Origin of the sequence: Bacillus aerolatus, from assembly GCF_009183655.1 — a bacterium.
In the GTDB taxonomy this organism is placed as follows: Bacteria; Bacillota; Bacilli; order Bacillales; family Domibacillaceae; genus Pseudobacillus; species Pseudobacillus aerolatus.
The window spans coordinates 20,407-46,277 of sequence record NZ_WEIO01000003.1; the positions used below are offsets into that span (position 1 = coordinate 20,407).

Sequence of the window (25,871 nt, forward strand, 5' to 3'; positions counted from 1 at the left end):
TCCTTATTCTTCAATATCATGACGCCTCTTTTGGTGCTTCGGGTTGAAACGAATCTCTTTCTGCGCCTGTACATAAGATGGACGGCGAATTTGTTTATCAAAGGACAGTCGAATAAATGAATCCTTCAAGTCGCGCCATCTTGGAGGATATATTGGTTCTAAGTAAGGGCGTCCCAATGATGTAAGGCGCAGTAAATGCGTGATAACAATAAGTAAACAAAATACGATCCCAAGCAGCCCCAAAAGCTGTGCAAAAAGGAGAAAAGGAAACCGAAGGAAGCGAATCGCATTGCCCATTTTATACACAGGAGTAATGAAAGAAGCTAGAGCAGCGAGAGCCACAAGAATCAATAAAACATTACTCGTTAATCCCGCTTCAACCGAAGCTGTTCCGATCACAATCCCGCCAACAATCCCGATCGTCTGTCCAATTTTAGTCGGCAGCCTGGCTCCCGCTTCCCGCAGCAGTTCAATCGTCAATTCGAGAATAAGCGCCTCCAATATCGGCGGAAAAGGAATCACTTGTCTTGATGTAATCAAGGTAGCTGTCAAATCCTTCGGAATTAGTTCATAATGATAAGTTAACACCGCGACATACATCGGTGTAATTAAAATGGAAAATACAACGGCGAACAAACGAATTAATCGCAGGATGGAAGCCGTTATCCAGTTGAATAAATAATCCTCAGGCGAGCTAAAGAATTCCACCAGATTTGTCGGACCTATTAAAGCATGCGGGGACCCATCAACCAACACGACCACTTTCCCTTCTACGAGTACGCCTGCCGCACGGTCAGGTCTTTCCGTATCAAGAAATTGCGGGAATGGTGAGTTTTTATTATCCGCGGTCAGCTGCTCTATATAAGAGCTGTCATTAATCTGATCAAAATCAATCGCTTGTAAGCGCTGCCGCATCGTATTCACATTTTCCATGTTGGCAATATCATCAATATACATGAGTGCCGTTCTTGTCTTTGATACAGAACCGATGGTGAATTCTTCGATCATCAGCTCTTTCACGGGCAATCGTATTCTCAGAAGATTAATATTCTGATCGATCGCTTCAATAAACGCTTCTTTCGGGCCGATTACCGACGTTTCCACTTCAGGCATGGAAAGCGAGCGAACGATAACTTCTTTCGCAGCAATAAAAGCAACATGTTGTTTATCTGTATGTACTTTCAATACTAGATAGCCATTGAATAACTTTTCTTCAATGAGCGCTTCATTTGTCTCGATTTGCACATCTTCAATTGGAAGTATCTTTTTCACATCAGCAATAGATGCAAATTGCTTATCTAACAAATAGGGCAAAATATTTTTTTGGATAATGTCCTGATCCACGATTGTAGAAATATAGCGAATCGAAAAATGGAGATTTGTCTCGCTATTATAATAAGAAGACTCCTTCTCATCTTTTGACTTAGCAGGAGCCGTGTCAGTCTCTTCAGAATACTGTTCTTTTAATTTTGGTTGTTTATTGCCTTTTTTAAAGAAAAAACCCATCATGATCCTCCACTCCACCAAAACGTTCATTCAACTGTTAGTTTGTCCTTATTGACCAAAAAGATGTGCCGTTATTAAAAAAACCAACTCGTCCTTAAGCTGACAAAATGAAAAAATCCTGTGGAGATTTCTATCCACAGGATTTTTTCGTTATTCAGGGAATGACGATGGCACCCTATCACAAAGATAGGAGGTTTGCATACATTACATAGAGTGCAACATGAAAGGAGATTAGGATCTATGGATTATAGAGAATATCCATATCACTTCCCATTCCTGCCAGATGAAGAATGGCAAGCATTTGAAGATGAAGAATGGCGAGCATTTGAAAACGAGGCTTTCCCGGATTTTCCGCTGGACCAGCAGCAAGGGTTTCCAGGGGAGTTCGGATCACCCGGACAACAGTCAGGGTTCCCTGAAGGATTTGGACTGCCGAGGCAACAGCCTGGCTTCCCTGGAGGATTCGGACCACCGGGGCAACAGCCTGGCTTCCCTGGAGGATTCGGACCACCTGGACAATTGCCAGGTTTCCCTGGAGGGTTTGGACCGCCGGGGCAGCAGCAAGGAGGAGCGCCAACTTCACCGCCTCCATCCTTTACCCCGCAGCTTCAGCAGCAATCGGCTTCTTTATTTGCCGTTGACCCGGGTGCGATAAGGGGCTGTTTATACCGTTATACTTATGTCTGGCTTGAAAACGGCCGCAGCTTCTGGTTCTATCCAATCTTTGTAGGGAGAAACTCTGTGTCTGGCTGGCGCTGGAGAAACCGGCGCTGGGTATACTACGGAACAGACTTAAGAACCATCCGTTCCTTCCAATGTTTCTGATCGGCGGTAAGTTCCGAAACCCCAACCACTGAAATATAGGAGTTCAGTAAAACAAAAAGAGACAGAAAACCGCTTAATAGGTTTTCTGTCTCTATTTAACTTTCTATAAAACTCCACAAATTTCAGGGAGTGACAAGCACTTACAGCAAGTCTCTTCTTAATTCTTCTGCAGACTTCGGAGATAAATAAACAGGCGGAACTTCAAATACTGTTTTTGCACCAGCTTGCCCCTCATTGTTTAATCGATAAGCAGCCCGCGCATAAGCAACTAATACACTAGCCGTGAATTCCGGATTGCTGTCGAGATTGAGCGAGAATTCGATAATTTGTTTATTATCTTCACCTGTTTTTCCGCTGCGAATGACAAACCCACCGTGCGGCAGTTTTGAGTGATCTGCTTTCAATTCCTCTGCTGTGATAAAGTTCACTTCTGTTTCATAATCAGCAAAGTAGTTCGGCATCGTTTTAATTTCTTGTTCAATTTTCGCTTTATCGTACCCTTCTTCCGCTACTACATAGCAAACACGCAGGTGTTTTTCAGCAGTGGCCAACTCAGGGTTTTCTCCATTTCTTACCTTCTCTACAGCTTCCTCGATTGGGATCGTGTACTGAACAGCACCCGCTACTCCATCAACTCTGCGAACAGCGTCTGAGTGCCCCTGGCTGAGACCTTTCCCCCAGAAAGAGTAAGTTCCGCCATTTGGTAAAATAGCTTCCGTCATGAGTCGATTGATAGAGAACAAGCCCGGGTCCCAACCTACAGAAATAATGCTTGTCTTCCCACTTGCTTTCGCTGCTTCATCAACCATATTAAAATATTCAGGAATCTTTGCATGCGTATCGTAGCTATCAATTGTATTAAACAATCTAGCAAATTGAGGACCTTGTTCTGGAAGATCCGTTGCTGATCCGCCACATAAAATCATCACATCGATTTCGTTCGTATAACTTTCTGCATCAGAAATATGTAAAACTTTCACATTTGGAATATTTACCGAAAGGCTGTCAGGTGTTCTTCTTGTAAAAATGGCGACCAATTCCATATCCGGACATTGCTCGATTGCTGCTGCAACCCCTTTGCCAAGGTTGCCGTAACCTACGATTCCCACTTTGATTTGACTGCTCATCTTTTTCCCTCCATAGCTGCATTTTCCCGAGGACATTGAAGTCCTGTTTCTTTTTCAATATTACCTTTTTTTGACGCAACACACAAACCGCAGCTATGAAAAATCGCAACGTTTTGTGATTTTTCGCTATAGTATTTGAAATTTAGACACGAACGAACTAAGCGAAAAAGTCCGTTAAAAAAGAGGTTTCTCAAAAGCCTGTTTTGAGTAACTTGTATCTCATGCGCATATTCCCGCTATTTCCGCGCATAAACAGAGGCTGGGCGTGCAGAAAACCTTAAAACTCGCGCACATTTCGGTCATCCTCGTTCAGAAAACAATCAACGCCGTGCAGAAACACCAATCACCGGCGCACAATGTGGCACCGCTTCTTAAAAGAGGGGTGTTTTCATTATTTTTTTATCCAAATTACGCACTTTATTATCTATTTTCGCCTTTTTATTATCCAATTGTGAAAATTCGCCACTTTATTATCCCGCCAATTAAATGAGTAAAAGCCCCAAAAGTCAGTACTTACCAGACTTTTGGGGCTTTCCCTTTTTAAAGTTGCATTACGCACAGACCATTGGCATTTATGCGCGAATATAACGGGTTCTGCACGAGAATCATTGAATTGTGCATAACAAACCGACTTATGCACCGGGCGTCGGACTTTGTGCACGGATTGTACGATTTTCTGCACGCCCAAGTTCGATTTATGCGCGAGAACAGCTGAAGTATGCGCGCTGTCCAATGATAAATTAAACTTTAAATCTCCCAATCTGCTCTTGCAGCTCTCCCGCCATGTGGGACAATGAGCCGGCAGATGCTGAGATTTCTTCCATAGATGCCATTTGCTCTTCGATTGCTGCTGCGACATTTTGTGTGCCTGATGCAGCTTCTTCGGCTATTTCAGCTAATAGTTTTTCTGATTGCAGCACTTGTTCAGATCCTGCTGACAGTTGTTGGGCAGCGGCCGACACTTCTTGCAATTGCGCAGATACTTCATCTACAGAGCTGCGAATTTGCGCAAATGATTCTCCGGCTTTATTGACTACCCCTATCCCTTCGCTCACTTCACTTGTTGTTTTTTCCATTGATTGGACGGCAGCTTGCGTCTCATCTTGGATCAAAGCGATTAATTGTGAAATATCCCGGGCCGATTCCGCCGATTGTTCCGCTAGCCTCCGAACTTCATCTGCGACGACAGCGAACCCTCGTCCATGTTCTCCCGCTCTTGCCGATTCGATCGCAGCATTTAAAGCTAAAAGGTTCGTCTGTGAGGCAATATTTGTGATCGCTTCAATAATCTTTCCAATCTCTTGAGAACGCTCGCCCAGCCCTTTCACCACTTGTGATAATTGATTAACGGTAAGATTAATCGAATTCATTTGTCCAATGGTTGATTGAATCGCTTCATTTCCTTCTATCGCTTTTTGTGAAGCTTCTACTGCGTTGACAGACAATTCCTGGGCATTAGAGGCAATTTGCTGAACACTCAACGCCATTTCTTCTACTACTTTTGAACTTTCCTCCGTACTCTTCACTTGTTGATCGGCTCCAATAGCCACCTCTTGAATAGTAGAGGCAATTTGTTCACTTGCTTTGCTTGATTCCTCTGAACTCGCCGTTAACTCTTCAGAAGCAGCGGCCACTTGTTCAGAGGTGATATTCACCTGGCCCATCAACTCTCGCAAGTTCAGCATCATTTTGTTAAAAGAAATGGTTAATTGACCAATCTCATCATTGGATCGATATGTCCCTTCAACGGTTAAATCACCCTGCTCTGCCCCTTCCATGAGCCCTTGCATTTCTTTTACCGGATTGGCAATCATACGGACAACGATAAACCCAGTCACTGCTTTTAAAGCAATCGACAAAAGAATGACTGCCATAATGATTACCTTACTAACCTGATTATCTTTTGTTATGTTTGAATTTAATTCATCTGCATATTCCTCCAAATAATTTCCTATTTCATTCAATAATGCATTGGCGCTTTCTCGAGAGGACTTTACACCTTGCCGATACTCTGTGTATCCTAAATTACCATTTCCCGCCAGCGCTAAATCAGATACTTTCTGTACCCCGTTTAAATAGGTCTCATACTCCGCTTTAAATTGAGAAAATTTCTCCACTATAGCTGCAGACAAAAGACTGTTTTCTAGTTCATTCACTAATTGTTCATTTTCTTTCTTTTTCGCATCGATTTCACCTGTTAATTCTTGTTTCATGGCTGCATCGGAAGTAAGCAGCAACTCGACTGTATAACTATCAATCGCCCGATTGTTTGTACGGATTTGACTTTGCCATTTTACAGGAAGTAACGCATCCTTATACATTTGTTCTGAAGTTTTATCCATTTTATTCATAAAATAAAAGCCAGTACCGCCGATCACACCAAAAATGACAAATGAAATCAGCATTAGAAAAAGCAATTTCCTGCCAATTGCGGCATTACGTAACCACATACTATCTCCCCTTTTCACTATCCAAAGAATGATTAAATGAATGTTGATAACTTATATTTTGAACTTCCTCCCGCAGGCAATTCGCATTTTTCTTAAAATTATCGGCTATCGTATAAAACGAATGGCCCAAATCTGCGGTTTCATCTTTATATATATATCGGCAAAACTAGGCAGATATTTAGTTTTTTTAGCTTTACGAACGCCCCTATCAGTCTTTTTTCCTAGATAAAACTCTATTTACGATTCTTTTACATAGGTTTTTAGACATTGAATAGCAGGAACCTCATTTTTAAGTAAAAAAAAGACAGAAACCCCTTCAATGGATTTCTGTCTCTAAATGAAAAAAATATGCGCGCCAGCCTACTTTGACAATGCTGTGTTCACTGCCGCACTCACAGATCGATAAACAACATCTGCCCCCTGCGGAGTAAAATGTGTTCCGGATTGGTCGATAAACCTCGTGTTAATTAATTTTCTATCGGTTATCCCCTTCATCGAGCCGGTAATATTTTTGTAGTTATCAACTAAAAGAACCTTCTTCTCCTTAGCGACTTTTCTCACAATGGCATTGTATGAGTCATGCCACAGCCGGGCACCATTATATCTGCTGTACAGGTTCTGATTATTCCTCGAGTAATAATAGTTGGTATTATTACCTTGAATGACAGGGATAGTAGTCATTAAGATCACACGGGACTGACGGGCTTTAAGTGTATCAGTGAAATAACGTACATTTTTCTCGAACTGCGCTTTTGTCACTTTCGGCTGACCATTCGCGTTCAGTACGGCATCATTCGTTCCAAACATAATGATGACGACTTTCGGCTTTTTATTTAATACATCTTTTTGAAATCTTGCCTTGCCTTGTTCTGACGTATGCCCTCCGACTCCTGCATTGATCACCGTTCGATACTGTCCGAGCTTATTCACCCATTTATCTTTTTCATCGTAGCCATTGTCACGCCAATTTGTGCCTTGTGTGTTGCTGTCGCCGAAGGCAACAATGATCTCGCTTCCCGGCACCGGCGAATCCTTGGCTATCTTTAAATAACGAGCCGCTACATAACCGATCTTGTTTTTGTAACGGATTTCTGCCCATCCGCCCGGCTTAGCAGCATATATATAAGTCGCCGCTCCTTTTTTCAAAGAACCGATTATTTTTGCTTTCGCATGAGGCTTTTCACGAACATTTAACGAAGATACATTGACCGTGGCTTTTTGTGGTTTTGTTTCAGCAAAGGATGAATCTATATTTATATTGAATAAAAATAGAAAAACGAACAGCCAAATACAGATACTTTTCCAAAGCAGTCCCCTTTTCATCCGCACTCCCCCCATGCACTTTCCGAAAAATAGTAACCTATGAATAAGATGCTGCATTGTGCACAAGTCCTTGGCATTTATGCACGACTGTGACTGCTTTCTGCGCAAGAATCATTGAATTATGCGCAACAAACAAACTTATGCACCGTGCGCCGGACTTTGTGCACGAGCTGTACAAGGTTCTGCACGCCCATGCCCAATTTATGCGCGAGAACAGCCGGAATATGCACGTTGCCTAACGATAAAATAAAAGTTACGCAAAAGAGGCTTTCCCTAATACCGCCCTTCAATTTTCTTAACGAAGTCATCCATTGTGTGGTAAGGGCCGATTCCTTGCCTTTTCAAAATGTAGGGCTGATCGCCGCGCTGAACGTTCCCTGTTTCAGTCGTGAATGCCAGGCGGATGCCGGCCGCTTTGGCAGCTTGAATCGTATGGCTGCTGTATTGTCCCCATGGGTAGGCTAAATATTGAATAGAAGACGGGTCTTCTAACGGTTTGCCGATATGCTCTCTGCCTTTGATCAAGTCCAGCTCGATCTCTTTTTGCGTTTTAGAGATCAAATAAGGAATTAATGTCTCTCTTTCTCTTAAATGCATGCCATTTGTGTGGTGCTGAAAATCAAAAATGTCGATTGTTTCTTTCATCTCTTTATAACCCATATATTGCAGCGTCATCGGATCCCACGACTGGGCGAATGATCTTGTTTTTCCGCCAATAACGAAAGAAACAGCTTTTTGATTGTTTTCCTTTAAAATCGGATACGCGTATTTTTGCATAGATAAATAGTTATCATCAAACGTGATAACAGCTACTTTTCCTGTTAAGTTTTGTTCGTTATTCAAGTAGCGGTCCAGCTCTTGAAGTAAAATCGTTTTCCAGCCGTTTTGCTTCAAATAATCCATTTGCTTTTGAAACTCGGAAACTTTTATCACCATCGAGTTTTTCTCAAATGGCGTCTGTTCAGGCTGCTCCAGCATGTGATGATACATCAACACCGGAATGCCGAGATCTTCGTACACTTTGCTCTCATGTATGTAGCCCAACTGGCCGCCTACATTGACTAAATACCAATTACTTATTTTTCTCGCAACTGGATAACGAATATTTCCTTTCACTAAAGCGATCGCTTTTTGTTTCTTATCTATACGGTTAAAAACGATCGACTCTGTCTTCGTAACAATGCTTAGATTAGAGTTCACTGGTTTCTTTGACTTTGACTGCACTATTTGTTTTTTTGTCGCTGTCTTTATATGAGCTCCCTTTTTGATAAACCCTGTGGCATTTCCAAATGGGACATAATAATAATTTTGATCCTCTGTTACGACTTCATATAACTGCCACGCTAAAAGAGTGCCGATCGTCACCTGCTTCCCGTCCACATAATCATATACCGGGGCTTTCTGCGTAGTCACAATCCACTTAGAAGAAGCAGCTGCTTGAGCTTCCTTCCCCTGAACAATGAACAAAGACGCGACCGCCAAACACACAACTAGTAATATATTAATACAAAAACCTTTCAACACACTTCCCCATCCCTCTTTGTAGTCCTATAGACTTGATGTAAACTATTACCACTATATCAAAAAACAATAGTACTAGGAAGGAAGTTTTAAAAGTTCACTTTATCACTTTAAAGCAACGGGGGTCAGTCCCCCACCGCTTTAAAGCGATGAGGGACTGACTCTTTATATTGAGATTTCCCTGCATAAAAAAAGAGCCATTCCAAAAGTCGGTGCTTAACAGACTTTTGGAATAGCCCCCTTTAGTGAAGCAATATTGCTTTGTGCACGGATCATTGGCATTTATGCGCGAATTTGATAGATTTGTGCACGGAAATCATTGAATTGTGCACGAAAAAGTGACTTGTGCACGGATCGCCACGCTTTGTGCACGGGTTGTACGACTTTCTGCGCGCCCACGCCCGGTTTATGCGCGAAAATAGCCGGAATATGCACGGCACACTCGGCACAAAAACCCAGACGCAGCACCTACCCCCTCTTCTTCCACGCATACAACGGCACAAAGATCAAAAGCGCAATTGCCGCTCCAACAAGATCCAGCGCGACATCTTGAACGAGCGGCGTCCGCCCTCCTGTCTGCAGCTGGTGCAGCTCATCAAACGCAGCATACACGCCGGCACCAACAAGAGCGAACAGCCCAGCTTTTCCTACTTGATTCGGCCGCCACAGCACATACACGAGAAACAGCGCCACCGCCAAGCATCCGAACAAAAACACGTGGGCAAACTTGCGGATGAAAAACTCGAGAAAATAATAATACCCTCTCGTCTCAACCGAAATGACTTGGCCCCAATACGTCACCTCGAACTGTGACAACACACCGGCAAATGGCTCACCCGGCAGCACCTTTGGCAAGAGCCGTACGAGCGACTGCTGTTCATACGTCTGCGAAGAAAAAAGAAAAATCACCCCTGCCACCATCAGCAATATAACAATTCTTATCATCTGTTTCACTATCTACTCCTTTGCGGCAGCATTCTCCATTTGCTGCTTAACGATTTATTGATCGTAGTCCCACAAAATGAGCCACTCGTCTTTTTCTTGTACGACGAACACCTCTTGCTGCAAAGAAAAATTCCCATACTTCCCTTTGTATACTTGAACGACAGGCACTTTATATACCCACCTCAGCACCGGTGCTTCTTTGGAAGGCTTCCACGTCTCTAATTCTTCCGGCTCTCCAAGTGTATACGAAAAAGTTTCCACCCCGAAGTGATTCATAAACACATGCGCCCGGTCCTGTATATAAGCCCCTTTCGTAAATTTCTCTTTCATATAGGGATGGAATAACTTCCACGAATTTGTGAAATCTCCTTCTTGTTCAAACTGATAAAATTCATCGACCGCTTCTTGCGCCTCTTCACCTGGCGAAGAAGACACCAGCCGGCTCAAGAGCCACACGATCATAACGAACACGAACAGGAGGATGATGAACTTTCCCGCATGCGAACGCCGCCTCCTCAACATATAAAACCCCCTCAGAAAAAAGGCTGTTTATTCGAGGATATTCGGCCAGGCTGCGGTTTAGTATGATTCGTTAGAAGAAGAATCATCGCGAAAAAAGCCAGCACCCTTCATCGGATGCTGGCTCTCGATTTCACTGGAGCGGCACTTAGTGTTTATTCTCACCACAACGCCGCGCTCACCGCCATTCTCGCTCCCCAATAAACAACGTTTGCTCCTTGTGGGGTAAAATGTGTTCCCGATGGGTCAATGAGTCCCGATTTCACTAATGTTTCATCTGATATCCCGTTCGGTAGTTGAGTAATATTTTGATAGTTATCCACTAATAGGACGTTCTTCTCTCTGGCAACTTTTCTCACAATTTCATTGTATGAATCATGCCACATCCTCGCACCGCCATATGTGCCGTACAAACGTTCATTATTCCTGGCGTAGTAATGATCCAGCCCTTCAATGACAGGAATAGTTGTCATTAAGATGACAGTAGACTGGCGGGCTTGAAGTGTATCCGTGAAATAACGTAAATTCTCCTCAAACTTCGCTTTTGTCACTTTCGGCTGACCATCGGCATTCAATACGGCATCATTTGTGCCAAACATAATAATAACAACTTTCGGGTTTTTACTTAATACGTCTCTTTGAAATCTTATCCTGCCTTGTTCTGACGTATTCCCTCCGACTCCTGCATTGATCACTGTTCGGTGTTGCGCGAGCCTGTTCACCCATTTATCTCTTACATCGTAACCATTCTCAAACCAATTTGTGCCTTCTGTATTGCTGTCGCCGAACACAACAACGACATCGCTTCTGTCCGCTCCTGCTAATACTGCCGAATCCTTTACTGCTTTTACATAACGAGCCGCTAAATAACCAAGCGGATGAGTAGACTGTATATAAGTGAGCGCCCCCTTTTTTAACGAACCGATGATTTTCTCTTCTATATGAGACCTTTCACGAACATTTAATAGAGATGCAGTGTCTGTTTCTTTTTGCAGCTTTGTTTCAGCAAACGCTGATTCAATATGTAGATTAAATAAAAATAGAAAAACGACTAACCAACTAAATAAACTTTTCCAGCGGAATCCCCTTTTCACCTATATTCCTCCAATGTACTTTTCGAGAAAATGAACTCTCTTACACTTAGCATACTAAACTAGTTTGACGATGTCCTAACGGTTAGTAAACTAAATTTCAATGTTAACCCGCTCATCTTTGTTTGTCGAGGTGTAGTTTTTTACCATCTGATTTCTAGCGGTTTACTATGAAAATCAGCAAAAAAAACAGCACCCATTATCGGATGCTGGCTCCCACTTTCACTGTTACTGCTGTGAAGTCTGGTTGTTAGAAAGTTGTTTCTCAATTTTTTTCAGTGACTCATCCATCTTAAAGAAGATAATAAGAAGTTCACAATAAACACGCACCATTAATGGACCAATGACAATCGTTAATAGCCCCATAATCACACTTAATCCGCCGCCGTAATAAGAACTGACTCCAGTCATCATCATGCCAATTCCAGAAAGAACAGACATCGCGACCCCAATCCAAAAAATAATTTTAATAATAGTTGGGGTAATCATTTTGTCAAATGACAGGAAGTTCCCCATGCGCACACCCCTTTCCAAAAAATTGCTTTCAGTAACATAGTATTTCGAAAGTAAATATTTATGTTGGAAATTAAGATAAATATCAGGGGAGCGTATCAAGGGGGTCAGTGACTGCGGGGACACCGCCTATCAAAGCAACGTCCCCTTTGAACTCGAAACATTCATTGCTTACAAATTTTGCTCCTAAATCATCAACTGAAGCTTCTCTAATAGCTCTCGAACAAGTTCCTTAGCAAGATTTCATTCCCACACACTAGTATTTGTTTAAATAACTCCTTCTTCTTCTGCTCGCAGAGTCATCCTCATTTGATTGATTAAAATGGCTTCTCTTTCTCACCACTCGCCTCCACACAAACAAGGCGAGTGCCGCACCAACTGAATCTAATAGGACATCCGCTACAGAAGCCGTTCGCCCTGGAACAAATGATTGGTGAAATTCATCCGTCGCTGCATACACCGTTGTCAGCAGCCAAGCAAGGAAAAATCTCTTCTTCCGAAACACGAAGGTACATAAAACGGCAAGGAAACCAAATACCATCACATGAGTAGCCTTGCGGATGAGGAAGTTAACCACTTTCGCTTGTTCATCATCTAAACCGAACAATTGCTGAAAGATGGTTAACGTATTTGAACCAGAAGAAGATGGAGCGGCAGTAAACGCAAAGATGAGAAAACACCATACGATCGGTACAGCAACAACTAAGATGGAATTCTTTTTCATATTCATCCTCTAATCTGCATATTCTTCATGCGAAAAAAGGGACTGACCCGTCATAGTGAGCCAGTCCCGGTTAAAAAATAAAAAAAGTGAAGCGGCGCTGCATAGATTATGCACGGCTATGAAGACTTTCTGCACGGGAATCATTGGATTGTGCACAAGTTGTACGGTTTTCTGCACACCCAGGCCCCATTTTTGCACAGGAACAGCCAGATAGGCACGTTGCCTTATGATTACGCAAAAGAGACTTTTAAGACATCCCTACGGATAATCAGCCACCTTCACAATATTTAAGTGCAGGGTCTTTGTCCTTTTCAGGATTGTCATGTTAAAATATAAAGATCGAAGTTAGATTTTAACACATTCTAAGGGTGATCATATGTCTATAGGAACACGAATCCGTGAACTTAGGATGAAAAAAGGATTGTCATTGACCGAGTTGGCTAATCGGGCGGGAGTAGCGAAATCATATATCTCTTCGGTTGAACGCCAAATACAATTAAATCCTTCCATCCAATTTCTAAACAAAGTATCTGCGGTGTTGGATGTGAATGTTGAGAAACTAATTCATGAACATGACAGCACAGAGGAAGAAATTGATATGGAATGGCTTGAACTTGCCAAGGAAGCAATGGAATCTGGCATTAGCAAAGAGCAATTCAAACAATTTCTTGAATTTCAAAAGTGGCAGAAGTCCAACAGCCCCGATAAGTAATACTTCTTTTAACAGGACTTTCCCCATACTTTTGTGTGCATTACTGGGGAAGTCCTGAAAAGCAACTCACCTGTCAATTTTATCCGATCAAACTCCCTCAAATCCAGCCTTGCTGTGAACGGTATAACCGTCCATTGACTAGCTCTCCCGCTCGCTAAAATGTACGAAAATTCAAATAATTCCCCGCCTGCTTCGGACTCTCGCCCTATTATACCCCCACTTTAACAGTAAGATCGCAACGCCGATTTTGAATTTTTCTGATTTACTCTTTCGCTTTTTAAAAATCCCTTCACTTCTTGAGGGGATATACCTAGACCTTTTGCTTCCTTCATCAACGCAATCCACTCCCTGTCCAACGAGATTTGATCTTTCCCCATATGAATCCCCCTAATAATATAGGCAGCCCAGCCATCATAGCAGCCATCCCCTTAGACCTGAAACTTTGCGTCCTTATTTTTCAATAAGTTTGCCTTTTCTATAATTTTCAAACACATATTTGCCCATAAAAAGAAGAAAAAAGTTTTATTCCATTATAGAAAATTGTACCATTTTACTCAGTATGTTTGCATCATTTTTTAACAAAACATTTTACCTCTTTTTTCGACAGGTTCATTATGAACCTTCCCTACACCATCACTAATCCATTGACCATTCCCATGACTTCTTTCTCCAGACTAGAAAGCTTTTCTTTACTGTCAGCCATTGACTCGCCTTTCACCGCAAAGTAAAACTTCACTTTCGGTTCCGTACCTGAAGGGCGTACACACACCCAGGAACCATCAGCTAATTTAAACTTCAATACATTCGATTTCGGCAAATCAATCGACGCTTTAAAGCCGGTACGAACGTCCGTACACTCACTTGCCGCATAGTCTTCCATCGCTATTAGCGGGATACCATTCATACTTTCGGGTGGCTCATGACGGAACTTCTCTAAAATCGACGCGATTTGCTCCGCTCCATCTTTCCCTTTCAACGTCAACGAACTTAGCGACTCTTGATAAAAGCCATACTTCTCAAAGATCTCTATTAATCCATCATACAGCGATTTCCCTTGCGCTTTATAATAAGCCGCCACTTCTGCCGCAAATACCGCAGACTGCACCGCATCTTTATCGCGCACAAAATCGCCAATTAAATACCCATAACTTTCTTCATAGCCAAATAAAAATGTATGCTCACTCGTTTGCTCAAACTGCTTGATTTTCTCGCCAATAAATTTAAATCCCGTCAGCGTATCCATCGTCGTCACACCAAAATCAGCGGCAATTGCCCGGCCAATCTCTGACGTAACGATCGTCTTTAGCACAACACCGTTGTCAGGCAGCGTGCCATTTTGCTGTTTTTGCTCAAGTAAATAATGCAGCATTAACGCACCCACTTGATTTCCTGTCAGAACGACATACTCACCTTCATGGTTTTTCACTGCTACACCGAGACGATCAGCATCAGGATCCGTTCCCATTAAAATATCGGCATCTATCTCTTTTCCATAACGAATCGCCAGCTCAAACGCCACATGCTCTTCAGGATTAGGCGACTGGACCGTTGAAAAGTTCGAGTCAGGAAGCTCCTGTTCCTTTACAATGGTTACATTCTTGAAACCAAAAGCTTCAAGTCCTGCACACACCGGCTTATTCGCTGTTCCATGAAGCGGAGTGAAAACAATGGATAAATCCTTACTAGCTTGCCGGTTCAACTGAATCGACTTCAACGCATCAATATAAGCCCGATCCACTGGTTCCCCTATATAAGTAAGCAGCCCTTTCTCTAACAGCTCCTGCTCGTCTCCCGCTTCAATCGCCAGCTCGCTGCCTGCTTCCTGTACATAGCTAATAATCACATCAGCCGCAGCCGGAGGAATCTGACCGCCATCTTCCCCGTACACTTTAAAGCCATTATACTTGGGAGGATTATGGCTCGCCGTAATCACCACACCGGCATACGCATGCAAATAACACACCGCAAACGACAACACAGGCGTCGGACGCAGCTCTTCAAACACATACGCTTGTACTCCATGCTTGCCAACTGCTTTCGCCACTTCCAACGCAAACTCCGGCGACATGTGACGGCAATCATAAGCAATCACCACACCGCGCATCATTGCTTCCTCTCCCTGTTCCACAATATAACGTGCCAACCCTTCCGCCGCTTTCCGGACCGTGTAAATATTCATCCGATTCGTCCCCGGCCCTAACTCACCGCGCATGCCGCCTGTCCCAAACTCCAACTCTTTATAAAAACTATCCTCAAGCAACTTGTCATCTTCTTGAATAGCTAGTAATCTATCCTTTAACCCTTCATCCAGCGCTTCATGACTTAGCCATTGATCTGCTTTCTCTTTCCAGGACATAGAATCGCTCCTTTATTTCCATACTTATGTAAAAAACAGCCGGGCACCTAGTTCTTTCATCACTTTTTTTAAAAAAATCCTTTAAATTAATTTCCTTTGCTATTCTTTTATCAACACAATTCTCTTTATTGGCACAATCCATCTTTCTTAATAAAGAACACTTTAAACAAAAAAAATAACTTCATTCAAAAGAATATAAATACATAATTTCATATCGATATCTATTTGCTAGAAGTTCATATTATACCATTCATCTTAGTTCTTTATAAAGAACATGTCAACACTTATGTTTTTGGACTCTTTTTCCCTTTCCAAACCGAAGTAAGTATACAACTATAAAGCAGCCTCCATTTGCTTTCTTAGAAAATGACTAAACATATGTAAACAGGCGCTGCCCGACACCAAGGAACTCTTTCCCTGTATGTTCCAAAGGCACTTTCGACAAAGTGAATATTGCCCCAGCCCTCTTGAGGTTCGTAACCTTCTAGCGGCAATAAGACATCTTTCGTAAAATACATGAACGTTCCCCTCTTTGAAATAGACAACAAGACCCAATTACGATGTCAGAATATTATGATTATTGCATTATTTACTTTGTTAAATTTAAGAGCCATTATATAAGTAGTGCTATAGGGTACTTGATGCTTGTCATACACCTGGACATGCTCTTGCCTGCATTGGAGGTTCGAAGCGGGAAAAAGGGCTCCTTAGAAAGCGTAGATTACAACAAGTCTGTCCATAGAGAGTTTATCCACCCTGTCAAACATGGAGTGTATTGGAGGCGATAAATGAAAAAATGAGTTGCAGGCACAAAGCAGAATTATACCGTGAATCTGTCTAACTACTAATCTACGATAGGAGAATGATGTTGAAAAAGATTCATTTAAGTACAAAAAAAATACTTATACTCGCTTTAGTCATAGCCTTGTGTATGGGATTTTCGTCTTCTGGGACCCTTCCTAAGAAGCTTGATCCTCTTGCACCTGATACTGTTTATGTAAACGGAAAAATTATTACAATGGATGCGGATTCTTCTTCTGCTGAAGCCGTAGCTGTGAAAGAAGGCAAAATCATAGCCGTCGGGAAGAGCAAGGACATCCGTCAATTGGCCGGGCGTTCTACTAAAACGGTTGATTTGAAGGGGAAAGTTATGCTGCCGGGATTAATTGATGCGCACAGCCACTTTCCAAGTTCCGGTCTAGTCGGGGCAGTTTATGTTGATTTAAACAGCCCGCCGGTTGGATCAATTGAAAAAATCCAAGACATTATCGATGTGTTGACCGAACGTTCACAGAAAACAACAGAAGGCGAATGGATACTCGGTCGAGGCTATGATCAAACGCTTATAAAGGAAAAACGTCATCCAACCCGTGATGACCTTGATCAAGTGTCGACTAAACACCCAATCTTTCTTACGCATACCTCTGGGCATCTTGCTGTAGCTAACAGTGCGGCACTTAAGCTAGCAGGAATTACGAAAGATACCCCCAACCCAGATGGCGGTACGATTTGGAAAGATCGTGAAACAGGAGAGCCGACAGGCGTGTTGGAAGAAGGTGCGATGACATTAGTCAGCAAGCACGTCCCACCCGCTTCATTCGAACAAAATGTAGAAGCGGTGAAAGAAGCCGTTAAGCAATATACCGCAGCTGGGGTGACGACATCTATCATCGCCTCAGGAAGTAAAGAAAGCTTGATCAACCTGCAGAAATACTCCAAGCAAGGAATTTTGCCGCTTAGAATTACAACAATGGGCACTGGAGGAGGTCTTGGTGATGTGTCTGCCTCTCCGGGGGAAGTGGGCGGCTTTATCACTGGATTTGGAAATGACATGCTGAAGCTTGGTGCCGTTAAGATGTGGCAAGATGGGTCCATCCAAGGATACACCGGCTATTTAAGTAAACCATACCACGTGCCGCCGGGAGACGACCCAGACTACCGGGGACATCCGCTTCAAAGCCGTGAAAAATTAGCCGAGCGCGTCACAGAACTGCACAAAAATGGATATCAAGTGGCCATTCATGGGAACGGAGACGCAGCCATTGATGACATTCTTTACGCTTTCCGCAAAGCGCAAGAGGCATTCCCACGGAAAGATGCTCGTCACCGCATTGAGCACGCTCAAATGGCTAGAGAAGACCAGCTTGACGAAATGAAAGAATTAGGGATCACACCTTCTTTCTATGTCTCGCATACATTCTTTTGGGGAGATCAACACTGGGAAACGTTTATGGGACCTGAAAGAGCGGCTCGTATGAGTCCACTCAACTCGGCCGTTAAACGCGGGATCCGATTCAGTATTCACCTAGATACACCAGTTACTCCGATGAGTCCATTACAAGGAGTCTGGTCGGCTGTCAACCGAACAGCAAGAAGCGGCGAGGTAATCGGACCAGAACAGCGGGTCACGCGGATGGAAGCCCTTCGCGCAGTAACAATTGACGCCGCATGGCAAAACTTCGAGGAAAACATTAAAGGATCCATTGAACAAGGAAAATACGCAGACTTCGTTATTTTAGAAGAAAACCCGTTAACCGTTGATCCTATGAAAATAAAGGACATTAACATACTTGAGACCATCATCAACGGAGATACGGTATATAAGAAATAAATGAAACTTGTTCCCCAACAGAGGTGGTTTTCTCTGTTGGGGAAATGAAGTTATTAGGCACCTAATGTTCGTTCTTCACCTCCGCTCTTGAACAATCAACTGAAGCCTCTCCGATAGCTCTTGAACAAGTTCCTCAGCAGCAACACTCACTTCACTCCCGCGTTCATACCCAAAGGCTATTATTTGTTTATATAACTCCCTTTTCTCCTGTTCACTCACTACTTTTCCCTCTCCCATTCACAGAATCATAATCAACCGATTTATTAAAATGGTTTTTCTTCCCAAAAACAAACAAAGCAAGTGCCGCACCAACTGAATCTAATAAAACATCCGCTATAGAAGCCGTTCGTCCTGGAACAAATGACTGGTAAAATCCATCTGTCACTGCATACACAGTCGTCAGCAGCCAAGCAAAGAAAAACCTTTTCTTCCGAAACACAAAAGTAAATAAAATAGCAAGGAAACCAAACATCATCACATGAGTAGCCTTACGGATGAGGAAATTAACCATTTTCGCTTGTTCATCATCTAAACCGAACCATTGCTGGAAGAGGCTGAACGTAGTGGAACCTGAGAGAAATGGCGAGGCGGTAAACGAGAAGATGAGGGAACACCATACAATCGGTACAACAACTAGGAAGAAGCTCTTTTTCATAGTAAAACCTCTAACTATACATATTCTTCATACGAAAAAAAAGACTGGCTCGTCGTAGTGAGTCAGTTCCCGGTTAAAAAAATATAAAAGTTGTCTATTGAACGGAATGTTGACTGGCACCCCACTTCTCGGATTTTCCTCAACAGATTCCTCTTTCCCAAGAGAACATTCGTTCCACAAATATCGGGGAGTGACAGGCACCGCTAAGCGGCGCCTAGCTCCCAAGACATTCTTATTCATTATATTACGGGTATATAATAAAATATAAAAGTTATAAGAATAACCAAAACACCAGATCCAATTAAAATCTTAGGATATCTTTTTGTTTGTTTGATGGCCTTTTTATCGTACTCATCCTCAGGTAGTATCATTAATTGTCTATGGTATTCAATTTCTTCTTTTGTTGGGGAAGTCAGCTTGGAGCCGATGATTAAAGCACCTAAAGAACAGATGCCTCCAAACACGGCGGAATTCAGATAAATCGGAAGAGTGATGATTTCAAAAAACCTCGCAATTTCTGTAACTACTACTCCAACAAATCCGGCTGTGATACTCCAAAAAGCACCTGCTTTTGTCACTTTATTTGATAGCACACTTGCGAAGGCAACAGGCCCCCACGAAGCAGCAAAAAGAGTAGCGGCAAATACGGAAATCCAAAAAATTGCCGGCGGCTGATAAATCGTTATGATTAAACTGATAACACTTACCAAAATGATGACGATTCGGCTCGTTCTCAATAATTGTTTATCGGACATAGACGTATTTTTTAATAAGTCTTTCGAAATGCTGTTTCCGATCAATTGAAGAAACGTAGAACTTGAAGACAACGCAGCTGCCAAAATACCACTGATGGCGATAACCCCAATCCATGTTGGAACGAGATTCATCACGGACCAGATAAACACCCGCTCTGATGGCTCTATCGATGGGTTGATACTATTTACTGTCAACATAGTAATATGCAAAAATAAATAAATGAAAGCTAAGATGATAGTAGCAATAATAGAGGAACGAATGGCCACATGTTCATTTTTAGCCATTAAATATCTGCTAGTTTGCCATGGGCTTACAGCAATGACAAACCCCCATACAATGCCGATGATGATCACATAAAGCAGAATGTCTGTAGAAGAACCCATATAAGCTCCTTCTCCTGTAATACCATGCCAGCTTAGCATATTAGGCTTTGCTTCCAAATTAGCCGTTTTAACCAACGCTTCCGGTAAACCTCCAGCAGCATTTAAAATGTAGGGAATGGATAAAAACGTAGCTATTGTGAAAACTAAAAACATAATCGTATCTGTAACTAAAACACCCTTGGCACCTGATGAGAAGGTAATAATAGTATAGATCGCTGTAATGAGTACTAAAGACAATGTGTAGTTAATGCCAGTAATTTCTGAAAATAACAATCCTGCGCCTTGTGTAACAGCCACTAAATACGCCGTGATTCCTATAACTAGCGTAAGCGCTGCCACTATTCTTACTTTTTGGGAATTAAATCTCTCTCCAAAGTACTCTGGAAGTGTTAATGCTTTACTTCTTCTTAAGTATCTCCCAAAAAACAGAACGCCTATAATGTATCCCGGTAATACGAAAATGGACATAATCAACAGAGGAATGGCATATCCATCATAGGAGAACCCCGCATCTCCCATAAAAGCGACTGTACTTAAATAGGAGGCAACTAAAGAACCAACAATCAATAATGTCGAGGCATTTCTTCCTGATACATAATAATCTTCTAAGTTTTTTACTTTTTTAGAAATGAAAAGACCGACTAGACTATAAAAAACAAAAGACACTAATGCTCCAATCGTGTAGATCATCTAGAACCCCTCCAAATCACATTATTTATAAACTCTCCTCATAAAGACCTCCGTAACAAAACCAGTTGCAATCATTATACCCCCATAAGAAAGTGCAAAAATTAGTTCTCCCACCGTTAACTTCCCTCCCTGCGCTAATTAGTCCAGTAAGATAAATCTCCCTCCGTTATAGAAAAGGGCGATTTATGATGAATATTTTGTATTCGATATCATTTATAATCCATCATCGATTTTATTTCAACAATATTCTGAATAGTTCAGACGTAGGAAGTAAACTAGCTGTTAATTTAATTTATCTAAAAGTCTGAAGTATAGGTTGGCAGAGCTGACAAGAAACTTCTTTTGATTATATAAAGGAATACTTTTCAACGGAGTATTCTCAAAGGTTTTATTTATCCTTTCTTCCCGTAAGATGCATTGTGCCAATAGCTGTCCGTGAAGCGTTGATTGAGATGCCCCGTGTCCGGTGTAACCTACGGAGTAATAAGCTCCTTGAGTTGTTCTCCCTATTACCGGAAACTTATCGATCGTCGCTCCTATTAATCCTCCCCACTGATAATCAATAGAAACACCTGAAAGCTCGGGGAAAACAGTGGTTAGCTTACTATATAACTCGTTAAAATATTTTTTCTTTGCCGGATAACCAATTCCCGATCCTCCGAATATGATTCTAGAATCAGGTGTCTGCCGAAAATAATTGGTAAGGTTAATCGTATCAAAAAGCATCCGATTATTCGGTATTAACGTAGATAGCAGCTGTTCATCTAACTTTTCTGTTGCAACAAGAAAACTAGAGATAGGAAGAACCCCTTTGTGCAGCTCTGGCTCAATTTTATTTGAATAACCGTCGGTCGCAAAAATAAGTTCTTTTGCTGTCACCTTTCCCTTTTCGGAAGATACGATAAAGAATTGTCCAGATTTTTTAATATCCATAGCTTTTGTTTGTTCATATATTTCAGCTCCAAGATCCGCTGTTACTTCCGCCAGTCCGCGGACATAATTAAGCGGATGAAAGCCGTAACTTTTTGGGTCAAGAAAACCAACTTGATAAAAATCGGAATTTACTTCTTGTTGTAAAGCATCGTCCGTTAATACTTCAACTTCTCTATTAAAATGCTTAAGGATTAGTTCTCGTTCACGCTCAAAATCCTTTGCCTTTTTTTTATTTTTAGATAAAGCAACATGACCAGACTTCCTGATAGAACAATCAATTTGGTGCTCGCTCGCAATTCGTTCAACCGCTTGAATGCTATCTAATGCATATTGATCCAGTCTTTTCGCCTCATCTACTCCCCACCTATTGATAAGTGCACTAGCGGAAAGTTTATACCCCGTGTTCATCATCCCGCCGTTACGCCCACTAGCTCCCCAGCCAATGGTATGTTGCTCTAAAACAACAGTACGAACTCCTTGCTTTTGAAGATAATAAGATGCAGCGATACCAGTAAAACCACCACCGATAATCACAACGTCCGCAGTTACGTGATCGCTTAAAAATGGATATGTTCGCTTATACTTCGTCGTTGCCTCCCATAATGTATCCGTTTTCAATATTCGCCACTCCTTTCAAGATGTATCATTATTTTAATCAGTGGGGGATACTACACTGCAACAAACAAATTAACGGAAAATTCTTTCAACCATTGAGCATACTCCATGGTTAATTTATAATAGATTGCAAGAGGAGGGGAAACTACATGTTAATAGGCAAGTTTGCTCAAAAGTACAATGTAAAAACAGATACTATTCGTTATTACATGGAGCTCGGTTTACTCATTCCGAAAAAGAAAAAGCACTATTATTACTTTGATAAAACTTGTGAAGAAGATATGAAATTAGTTACCGAACTAAAGAAATATCGCTTTTCCCTTCAGGAAATTAACAAATTTCTTTCTTTTAAAAGGGTAACATTGCTGGCTAACAAAGAGGATCTAACATTTTTAATACAAATGTTAAAAGAAAAGAAAGAGGAATTAACTCATAATGTAAAAGATATGGCTAACTCCATTCAGGACATAGAACTTAAAATGCAAGAGCTGAACCGTTTGCATCCTATAGAAGCTGAGAGTAAGGGACTTCCATTTGATTTTTTACCTCTATTGTATTGCCCTAGATGTCAAGTCTCTTTAGATTTGAAAAATACTAGTACAAGAATACAGCAAATTTATATGGGAGAGTTATTTTGTTCATGTGGTTATACAGCAAAGATCCATGAAGGAATTGTCCTAACAGAACATTTAAATAAAAGATCCGTTAACCCCCACTATATATATGACATAGAAATGTTAAAAATTATTCAATCCAGTTTTATCAGCTTGAGTGAAAAGTGCAGCCTTCGACTGAAAGAACACCTTTTATCTCAAGATTTGGCCCACAAAGTAGTGATGGAAACACACATTGATACTTATGTCTTTTTAAATAAATACATTTCCGAGCTTAACGAGGATGCATTCTATATTTTTTGCGGAAGTACTTTGCCAATGTTAAAGATTCTTAAAATGAAAATAGAAAAGATAAATCCCAATTTAAAAATTCTTTATTTACTAAACAGCGGTCTAGATCTTCCATTTAAGCATGGGAACATTGATTTTGTCATTGACAGTTATTCTTTTAATGAATATTCCTTATTTAACTGTTCTCTTCCGATGGAATTTCTTTATCCCTATCTCCATAAAGACAGTAAAATTATTGGATCAAGCTTTTATTATAAAAAAAACACGAAGTCTTTAATAAATATGAAAAATTTTTATCCAAACTCTTATCCTTCTAATCTTCATTCATATTTTATTGAGGAAAATTTAAAGATTGGGGATTATAAAGTCATTGAAAAAGAGGACATTGGCTCCACAACGAACCTCGGAGGCTATATTAAATATCATGTTCCTGGGGAAGAGGCGTACTTTTTTTCCTATTTAGCCACAAAGTAAACAACAGTCGAGCATACCCGACTATCGTTTAAACCCTTCAGTACGTTTATTAGTTGTCTATATGATAAAAACCGTAATAAAGTTTTCTGCGGCTTTTCATCTGTTATTCCTTTTAAATTCTCTTTAATATCGTTCCATATCTATCTTTGCCATAATGAATTATAATGGCCCTAAAACTAGACACCAAATGAGGAAATATTAAGGTAGATTTATGAACTATAAACGATATACGTCAGGATTTAAATCTCAAGTTACGCTAGAGCGGAAAGAAGCCCGGCAACCACCCTCATAATATTCAGCTGCCTTTCATTCTAGCGTATTCCTATTTGATGATTCCTCTGAAAATACAAAAATGAAAGCCTCGCAGAATTTCTTTCTACGAAGCCTTCAAAAGTTATTTTAAAGATCTATTTTTAATTCCCTGGATGGTGCCTGATACCCGATGCCCTTAACAAAACAGAGAAGTATTAGCATATAACGCAGGGGCACCGCCGGAGTGTACAAATAAAATGTTATCATCCTGCTTAAAGTGACCTTTTCGTATTAAATCAATGAGTCCGGCTGCTGCTTTACCCGTATATACCGGATCGAGTAAAATCCCTTCTGTTCTTGCCAAGAGCTGGACAGCTTCCACCATTTCAGGCGTAGGCAACGCATAGCCCGGTCCGACATACTCATCAAAACACGTAACGGCCTCACGGGGGATCGAATTTGGAAGGCCAATGTGTGCTGAAGTGTCTTTCACAAGCTGAAAAACTTTCTCTTCTTGTTCAACTTTTCCTCTGCTTACGTTTATGCCAATGACCGGTATGTTACTTTGACTTCCATAAAACCCGGCCACTAAACCTGCATGCATTCCTCCACTGCCGCTTACACAAACAACAGCGTTCACATTGATTCCTTGATCAAATGACTGAGCCAAAATTTCCTGGGCGCAAGCAACATACCCCGTGGCACCAATGACATTGGACCCACCCATCGGAATGATATAAGGTTGATGTCCTTCCTCCGTTACCTCTTTAGCTACTTTCTGCATTTCTTTCATCAAGTCCGTTCCATTAGGCACCACCTTAATATTTTCAGCGCCCAGTAAATGATACAGAAAATAGTTACCGTTAAAATCTGGCTCAGAGCTTTTTGAAAGTCCCTCTTCCAACACAAGAATACACTTCATTTTCTCTTTAACGGCAGCGGCTAATGTTAAACGGCAATGATTCGATTGAATGCCTCCACACGTAATTAACGTATCCGCTCCTTTTTCCAGCGCATCAGCCACAAGAAATTCTAATTTTCTTGTTTTATTTCCACCAGCCGTCAGCCCAAGCAAATCATCTCGTTTAAGATAAATAGAAGGGCCGCCAAGAACTTCAGAGAAATGAGACAATTTCTCGATAGGCGTATATGACGGTGTGTATCTCTGTCTAGGAAACTGCGATAAATTCATAGTATATCTCCTCCTGTACTCCCATTTAAAACTAGTCACATGTAAATGTAAATTAATTCCGCTCTTGAACGATCAACTGAAGCCTCTCGGACAGCTCTCGCACAAGTTCCTCCGCAGAAACACTTATTTCATTTCCGCGCTTATACCCAAACGCGAGTATTTGTTTAAATAACTCCTTTTTCTCCTGTTCACTCACTGCTTTTCCCTCTCCTATTTATAGAATCATCTGTAATCGATTGATTAATATCTTGTTTTTTCTCGCTAACAACCCGACTCCATACAAACAAAGCAAGAGCCGCACCAACTGAATCTAATAAAACATCAGCAATCGAAGCCGTTCGTCCTGGAACGAATGATTGGTGAAATTCATCCGTCGCTGCATACACCGTTGTCAGCGTCCAGGCAAAAAGAAACCTCTTTTTCCGAAGCACAAACGTAAATAAAAGGGCAAGGAAACCAAACACCACCACATGAGTAGCCTTACGGACGAGGAAATTAACCACTTTCGCTTGTTCATCATCTAAACCGAACAACTGCTGAAAGGTACTTAACGTGTGGGAGCCAGAAGAAGACGGGGAGGCAGTAAACGCAAAAATGAGGAAGCACCAGATGATCAGTACACTAACTAAAAAAGGGTTCTTTTTCATATTAAATCCTCTAATCTATATATTTTTCATGTAAAAAAAGGGGGGCTGACCTGCAGGCAGTCCCCGGTGGAATAAAACAAAAAGCGAAAAGTATTAACTATATAATTCTGACCTTTTACTATTAGCTCGTCCCCAACCCATTCATA

Annotated in this window: 22 protein-coding genes and 1 riboswitch; of the genes, 4 read left to right on the plus strand and 18 right to left on the minus strand. The window is 41.5% G+C overall.

Features of this window, described 5'->3' with window-relative positions; all coding sequences use genetic code 11:
- Positions 1–3: 3 nt before the first annotated feature.
- Positions 4–1,509 (minus strand): spore germination protein, encoded by a 1,506-nt coding sequence (locus F9802_RS06265; RefSeq protein ID WP_404799146.1) that lies wholly within the window; start codon positions 1,507–1,509, stop codon positions 4–6.
- Positions 1,510–1,746: 237 nt separating this feature from the next.
- Here F9802_RS06265 and F9802_RS06270 point away from each other — a divergent pair, with 237 nt between their 5' ends.
- Positions 1,747–2,331 (plus strand): hypothetical protein, encoded by a 585-nt coding sequence (locus F9802_RS06270; RefSeq protein WP_152150319.1) that lies wholly within the window; start codon positions 1,747–1,749, stop codon positions 2,329–2,331.
- Positions 2,332–2,471: 140 nt separating this feature from the next.
- Here F9802_RS06270 and F9802_RS06275 read toward each other — a convergent pair whose 3' ends face one another.
- The 9 genes from F9802_RS06275 to F9802_RS06315 form a co-directional block, all read right to left on the minus strand.
- Entirely contained in the window at positions 2,472–3,458 is a 987-nt protein-coding gene (locus F9802_RS06275; RefSeq protein WP_152150320.1) for a diaminopimelate dehydrogenase, read from the minus strand.
- Between the two features lie 740 nt (positions 3,459–4,198).
- Positions 4,199–5,908 (minus strand): methyl-accepting chemotaxis protein, encoded by a 1,710-nt coding sequence (locus F9802_RS06280; RefSeq protein ID WP_152150321.1) that lies wholly within the window; start codon positions 5,906–5,908, stop codon positions 4,199–4,201.
- 360 nt (positions 5,909–6,268) lie between these two features.
- Positions 6,269–7,231: a GDSL-type esterase/lipase family protein gene (locus F9802_RS06285; protein ID WP_191991780.1), complete on the minus strand. Its 963-nt coding sequence runs from the start codon at positions 7,229–7,231 to the stop codon at positions 6,269–6,271.
- 273 nt (positions 7,232–7,504) lie between these two features.
- Positions 7,505–8,755, minus strand: coding sequence for a polysaccharide deacetylase family protein (locus tag F9802_RS06290; protein WP_152150323.1), 1,251 nt, complete (start codon positions 8,753–8,755; stop codon positions 7,505–7,507).
- Between the two features lie 465 nt (positions 8,756–9,220).
- Positions 9,221–9,697, minus strand: coding sequence for a VanZ family protein (locus F9802_RS06295; RefSeq protein WP_191991803.1), 477 nt, complete (start codon positions 9,695–9,697; stop codon positions 9,221–9,223).
- Between the two features lie 54 nt (positions 9,698–9,751).
- Positions 9,752–10,219, minus strand: coding sequence for a hypothetical protein (locus tag F9802_RS06300; RefSeq protein WP_225435210.1), 468 nt, complete (start codon positions 10,217–10,219; stop codon positions 9,752–9,754).
- A gap of 158 nt (positions 10,220–10,377) precedes the next feature.
- Positions 10,378–11,310: an SGNH/GDSL hydrolase family protein gene (locus F9802_RS06305; RefSeq protein ID WP_225435211.1), complete on the minus strand. Its 933-nt coding sequence runs from the start codon at positions 11,308–11,310 to the stop codon at positions 10,378–10,380.
- 225 nt (positions 11,311–11,535) lie between these two features.
- Positions 11,536–11,823: a DUF4282 domain-containing protein gene (locus F9802_RS06310; protein WP_152150324.1), complete on the minus strand. Its 288-nt coding sequence runs from the start codon at positions 11,821–11,823 to the stop codon at positions 11,536–11,538.
- A 253-nt stretch (positions 11,824–12,076) separates the two neighbouring features.
- Complete coding sequence (locus tag F9802_RS06315) at positions 12,077–12,544, minus strand: VanZ family protein (RefSeq protein ID WP_225435212.1); 468 nt, start codon at positions 12,542–12,544, stop codon at positions 12,077–12,079.
- 376 nt (positions 12,545–12,920) lie between these two features.
- Here F9802_RS06315 and F9802_RS06320 point away from each other — a divergent pair, with 376 nt between their 5' ends.
- The gene (locus F9802_RS06320) at positions 12,921–13,256 is read left to right on the plus strand and encodes a helix-turn-helix domain-containing protein (protein WP_152150326.1); all 336 of its coding nucleotides are present in this window, start codon (positions 12,921–12,923) and stop codon (positions 13,254–13,256) included.
- A gap of 221 nt (positions 13,257–13,477) precedes the next feature.
- Here the strand turns inward: F9802_RS06320 and F9802_RS06325 are convergent, their stop codons facing one another.
- Complete coding sequence (locus tag F9802_RS06325; RefSeq protein WP_152150327.1) at positions 13,478–13,633, minus strand: anti-repressor SinI family protein; 156 nt, start codon at positions 13,631–13,633, stop codon at positions 13,478–13,480.
- Positions 13,634–13,651: 18 nt separating this feature from the next.
- Positions 13,652–13,737: riboswitch (cyclic di-GMP riboswitch) on the minus strand.
- Between the two features lie 144 nt (positions 13,738–13,881).
- On the minus strand, positions 13,882–15,612 hold the full coding sequence (locus tag F9802_RS06330; protein ID WP_152150328.1) for a phospho-sugar mutase: 1,731 nt from the start codon (positions 15,610–15,612) through the stop codon (positions 13,882–13,884).
- Between the two features lie 862 nt (positions 15,613–16,474).
- Between F9802_RS06330 and F9802_RS06335 the strand changes: the two genes are divergently transcribed.
- On the plus strand, positions 16,475–18,223 hold the full coding sequence (locus F9802_RS06335) for an amidohydrolase (RefSeq protein WP_152150329.1): 1,749 nt from the start codon (positions 16,475–16,477) through the stop codon (positions 18,221–18,223).
- A 211-nt stretch (positions 18,224–18,434) separates the two neighbouring features.
- Here F9802_RS06335 and F9802_RS06340 read toward each other — a convergent pair whose 3' ends face one another.
- From F9802_RS06340 to F9802_RS06350, 3 genes are all read right to left on the minus strand, one after another.
- Complete coding sequence (locus tag F9802_RS06340; RefSeq protein WP_152150330.1) at positions 18,435–18,878, minus strand: VanZ family protein; 444 nt, start codon at positions 18,876–18,878, stop codon at positions 18,435–18,437.
- A 239-nt stretch (positions 18,879–19,117) separates the two neighbouring features.
- The gene (locus F9802_RS06345) at positions 19,118–20,707 is read right to left on the minus strand and encodes a sodium:solute symporter family protein (RefSeq protein ID WP_152150331.1); all 1,590 of its coding nucleotides are present in this window, start codon (positions 20,705–20,707) and stop codon (positions 19,118–19,120) included.
- Positions 20,708–20,989: 282 nt separating this feature from the next.
- Complete coding sequence (locus tag F9802_RS06350; RefSeq protein ID WP_191991781.1) at positions 20,990–22,258, minus strand: NAD(P)/FAD-dependent oxidoreductase; 1,269 nt, start codon at positions 22,256–22,258, stop codon at positions 20,990–20,992.
- 146 nt (positions 22,259–22,404) lie between these two features.
- On the opposite strand from F9802_RS06350, the gene F9802_RS06355 reads away from it, so the two are divergent.
- On the plus strand, positions 22,405–23,634 hold the full coding sequence (locus F9802_RS06355; RefSeq protein WP_152150333.1) for a MerR family transcriptional regulator: 1,230 nt from the start codon (positions 22,405–22,407) through the stop codon (positions 23,632–23,634).
- A 448-nt stretch (positions 23,635–24,082) separates the two neighbouring features.
- Here the strand turns inward: F9802_RS06355 and F9802_RS06360 are convergent, their stop codons facing one another.
- The 3 genes from F9802_RS06360 to F9802_RS06365 are packed head-to-tail and all read right to left on the minus strand — an operon-like array spanning position 24,083 to position 25,725.
- On the minus strand, positions 24,083–25,078 hold the full coding sequence (locus F9802_RS06360) for a D-cysteate sulfo-lyase (RefSeq protein ID WP_152150334.1): 996 nt from the start codon (positions 25,076–25,078) through the stop codon (positions 24,083–24,085).
- A gap of 52 nt (positions 25,079–25,130) precedes the next feature.
- On the minus strand, positions 25,131–25,274 hold the full coding sequence (locus F9802_RS19545; protein WP_191991782.1) for a hypothetical protein: 144 nt from the start codon (positions 25,272–25,274) through the stop codon (positions 25,131–25,133).
- Entirely contained in the window at positions 25,267–25,725 is a 459-nt protein-coding gene (locus F9802_RS06365) for a VanZ family protein (RefSeq protein WP_152150335.1), read from the minus strand. Before F9802_RS06365 ends, F9802_RS19545 begins: the two co-directional genes overlap by 8 nt.
- Positions 25,726–25,871: the final 146 nt, after the last annotated feature.

Bases quoted from the DNA above. Each gene is read 5' to 3' on its own strand.
- F9802_RS06315 (WP_225435212.1), bottom strand. From the start codon at position 12,544: ATGAAAAAGAATTCCATCTTAGTTGTTGCTGTACCGATCGTATGGTGT.
- F9802_RS06285 (WP_191991780.1), bottom strand. From the start codon at position 7,231: ATGAAAAGGGGACTGCTTTGGAAAAGTATCTGTATTTGGCTGTTCGTT.
- F9802_RS06310 (WP_152150324.1), bottom strand. From the start codon at position 11,823: ATGGGGAACTTCCTGTCATTTGACAAAATGATTACCCCAACTATTATT.
- F9802_RS06340 (WP_152150330.1), bottom strand. From the start codon at position 18,878: ATGAAAAAGAGCTTCTTCCTAGTTGTTGTACCGATTGTATGGTGTTCC.
- F9802_RS06270 (WP_152150319.1), top strand. From the start codon at position 1,747: ATGGATTATAGAGAATATCCATATCACTTCCCATTCCTGCCAGATGAA.
- F9802_RS06345 (WP_152150331.1), bottom strand. From the start codon at position 20,707: ATGATCTACACGATTGGAGCATTAGTGTCTTTTGTTTTTTATAGTCTA.
- F9802_RS06275 (WP_152150320.1), bottom strand. From the start codon at position 3,458: ATGAGCAGTCAAATCAAAGTGGGAATCGTAGGTTACGGCAACCTTGGC.
- F9802_RS06265 (WP_404799146.1), bottom strand. From the start codon at position 1,509: ATGATGGGTTTTTTCTTTAAAAAAGGCAATAAACAACCAAAATTAAAA.
- F9802_RS06335 (WP_152150329.1), top strand. From the start codon at position 16,475: ATGATGTTGAAAAAGATTCATTTAAGTACAAAAAAAATACTTATACTC.
- F9802_RS06320 (WP_152150326.1), top strand. From the start codon at position 12,921: ATGTCTATAGGAACACGAATCCGTGAACTTAGGATGAAAAAAGGATTG.
- F9802_RS06295 (WP_191991803.1), bottom strand. From the start codon at position 9,697: ATGATAAGAATTGTTATATTGCTGATGGTGGCAGGGGTGATTTTTCTT.
- F9802_RS06280 (WP_152150321.1), bottom strand. From the start codon at position 5,908: ATGTGGTTACGTAATGCCGCAATTGGCAGGAAATTGCTTTTTCTAATG.
- F9802_RS06355 (WP_152150333.1), top strand. From the start codon at position 22,405: ATGTTAATAGGCAAGTTTGCTCAAAAGTACAATGTAAAAACAGATACT.
- F9802_RS06300 (WP_225435210.1), bottom strand. From the start codon at position 10,219: ATGTTGAGGAGGCGGCGTTCGCATGCGGGAAAGTTCATCATCCTCCTG.
- F9802_RS06330 (WP_152150328.1), bottom strand. From the start codon at position 15,612: ATGTCCTGGAAAGAGAAAGCAGATCAATGGCTAAGTCATGAAGCGCTG.
- F9802_RS06325 (WP_152150327.1), bottom strand. From the start codon at position 13,633: ATGGGGAAAGATCAAATCTCGTTGGACAGGGAGTGGATTGCGTTGATG.
- F9802_RS06360 (WP_152150334.1), bottom strand. From the start codon at position 25,078: ATGAATTTATCGCAGTTTCCTAGACAGAGATACACACCGTCATATACG.
- F9802_RS06365 (WP_152150335.1), bottom strand. From the start codon at position 25,725: ATGAAAAAGAACCCTTTTTTAGTTAGTGTACTGATCATCTGGTGCTTC.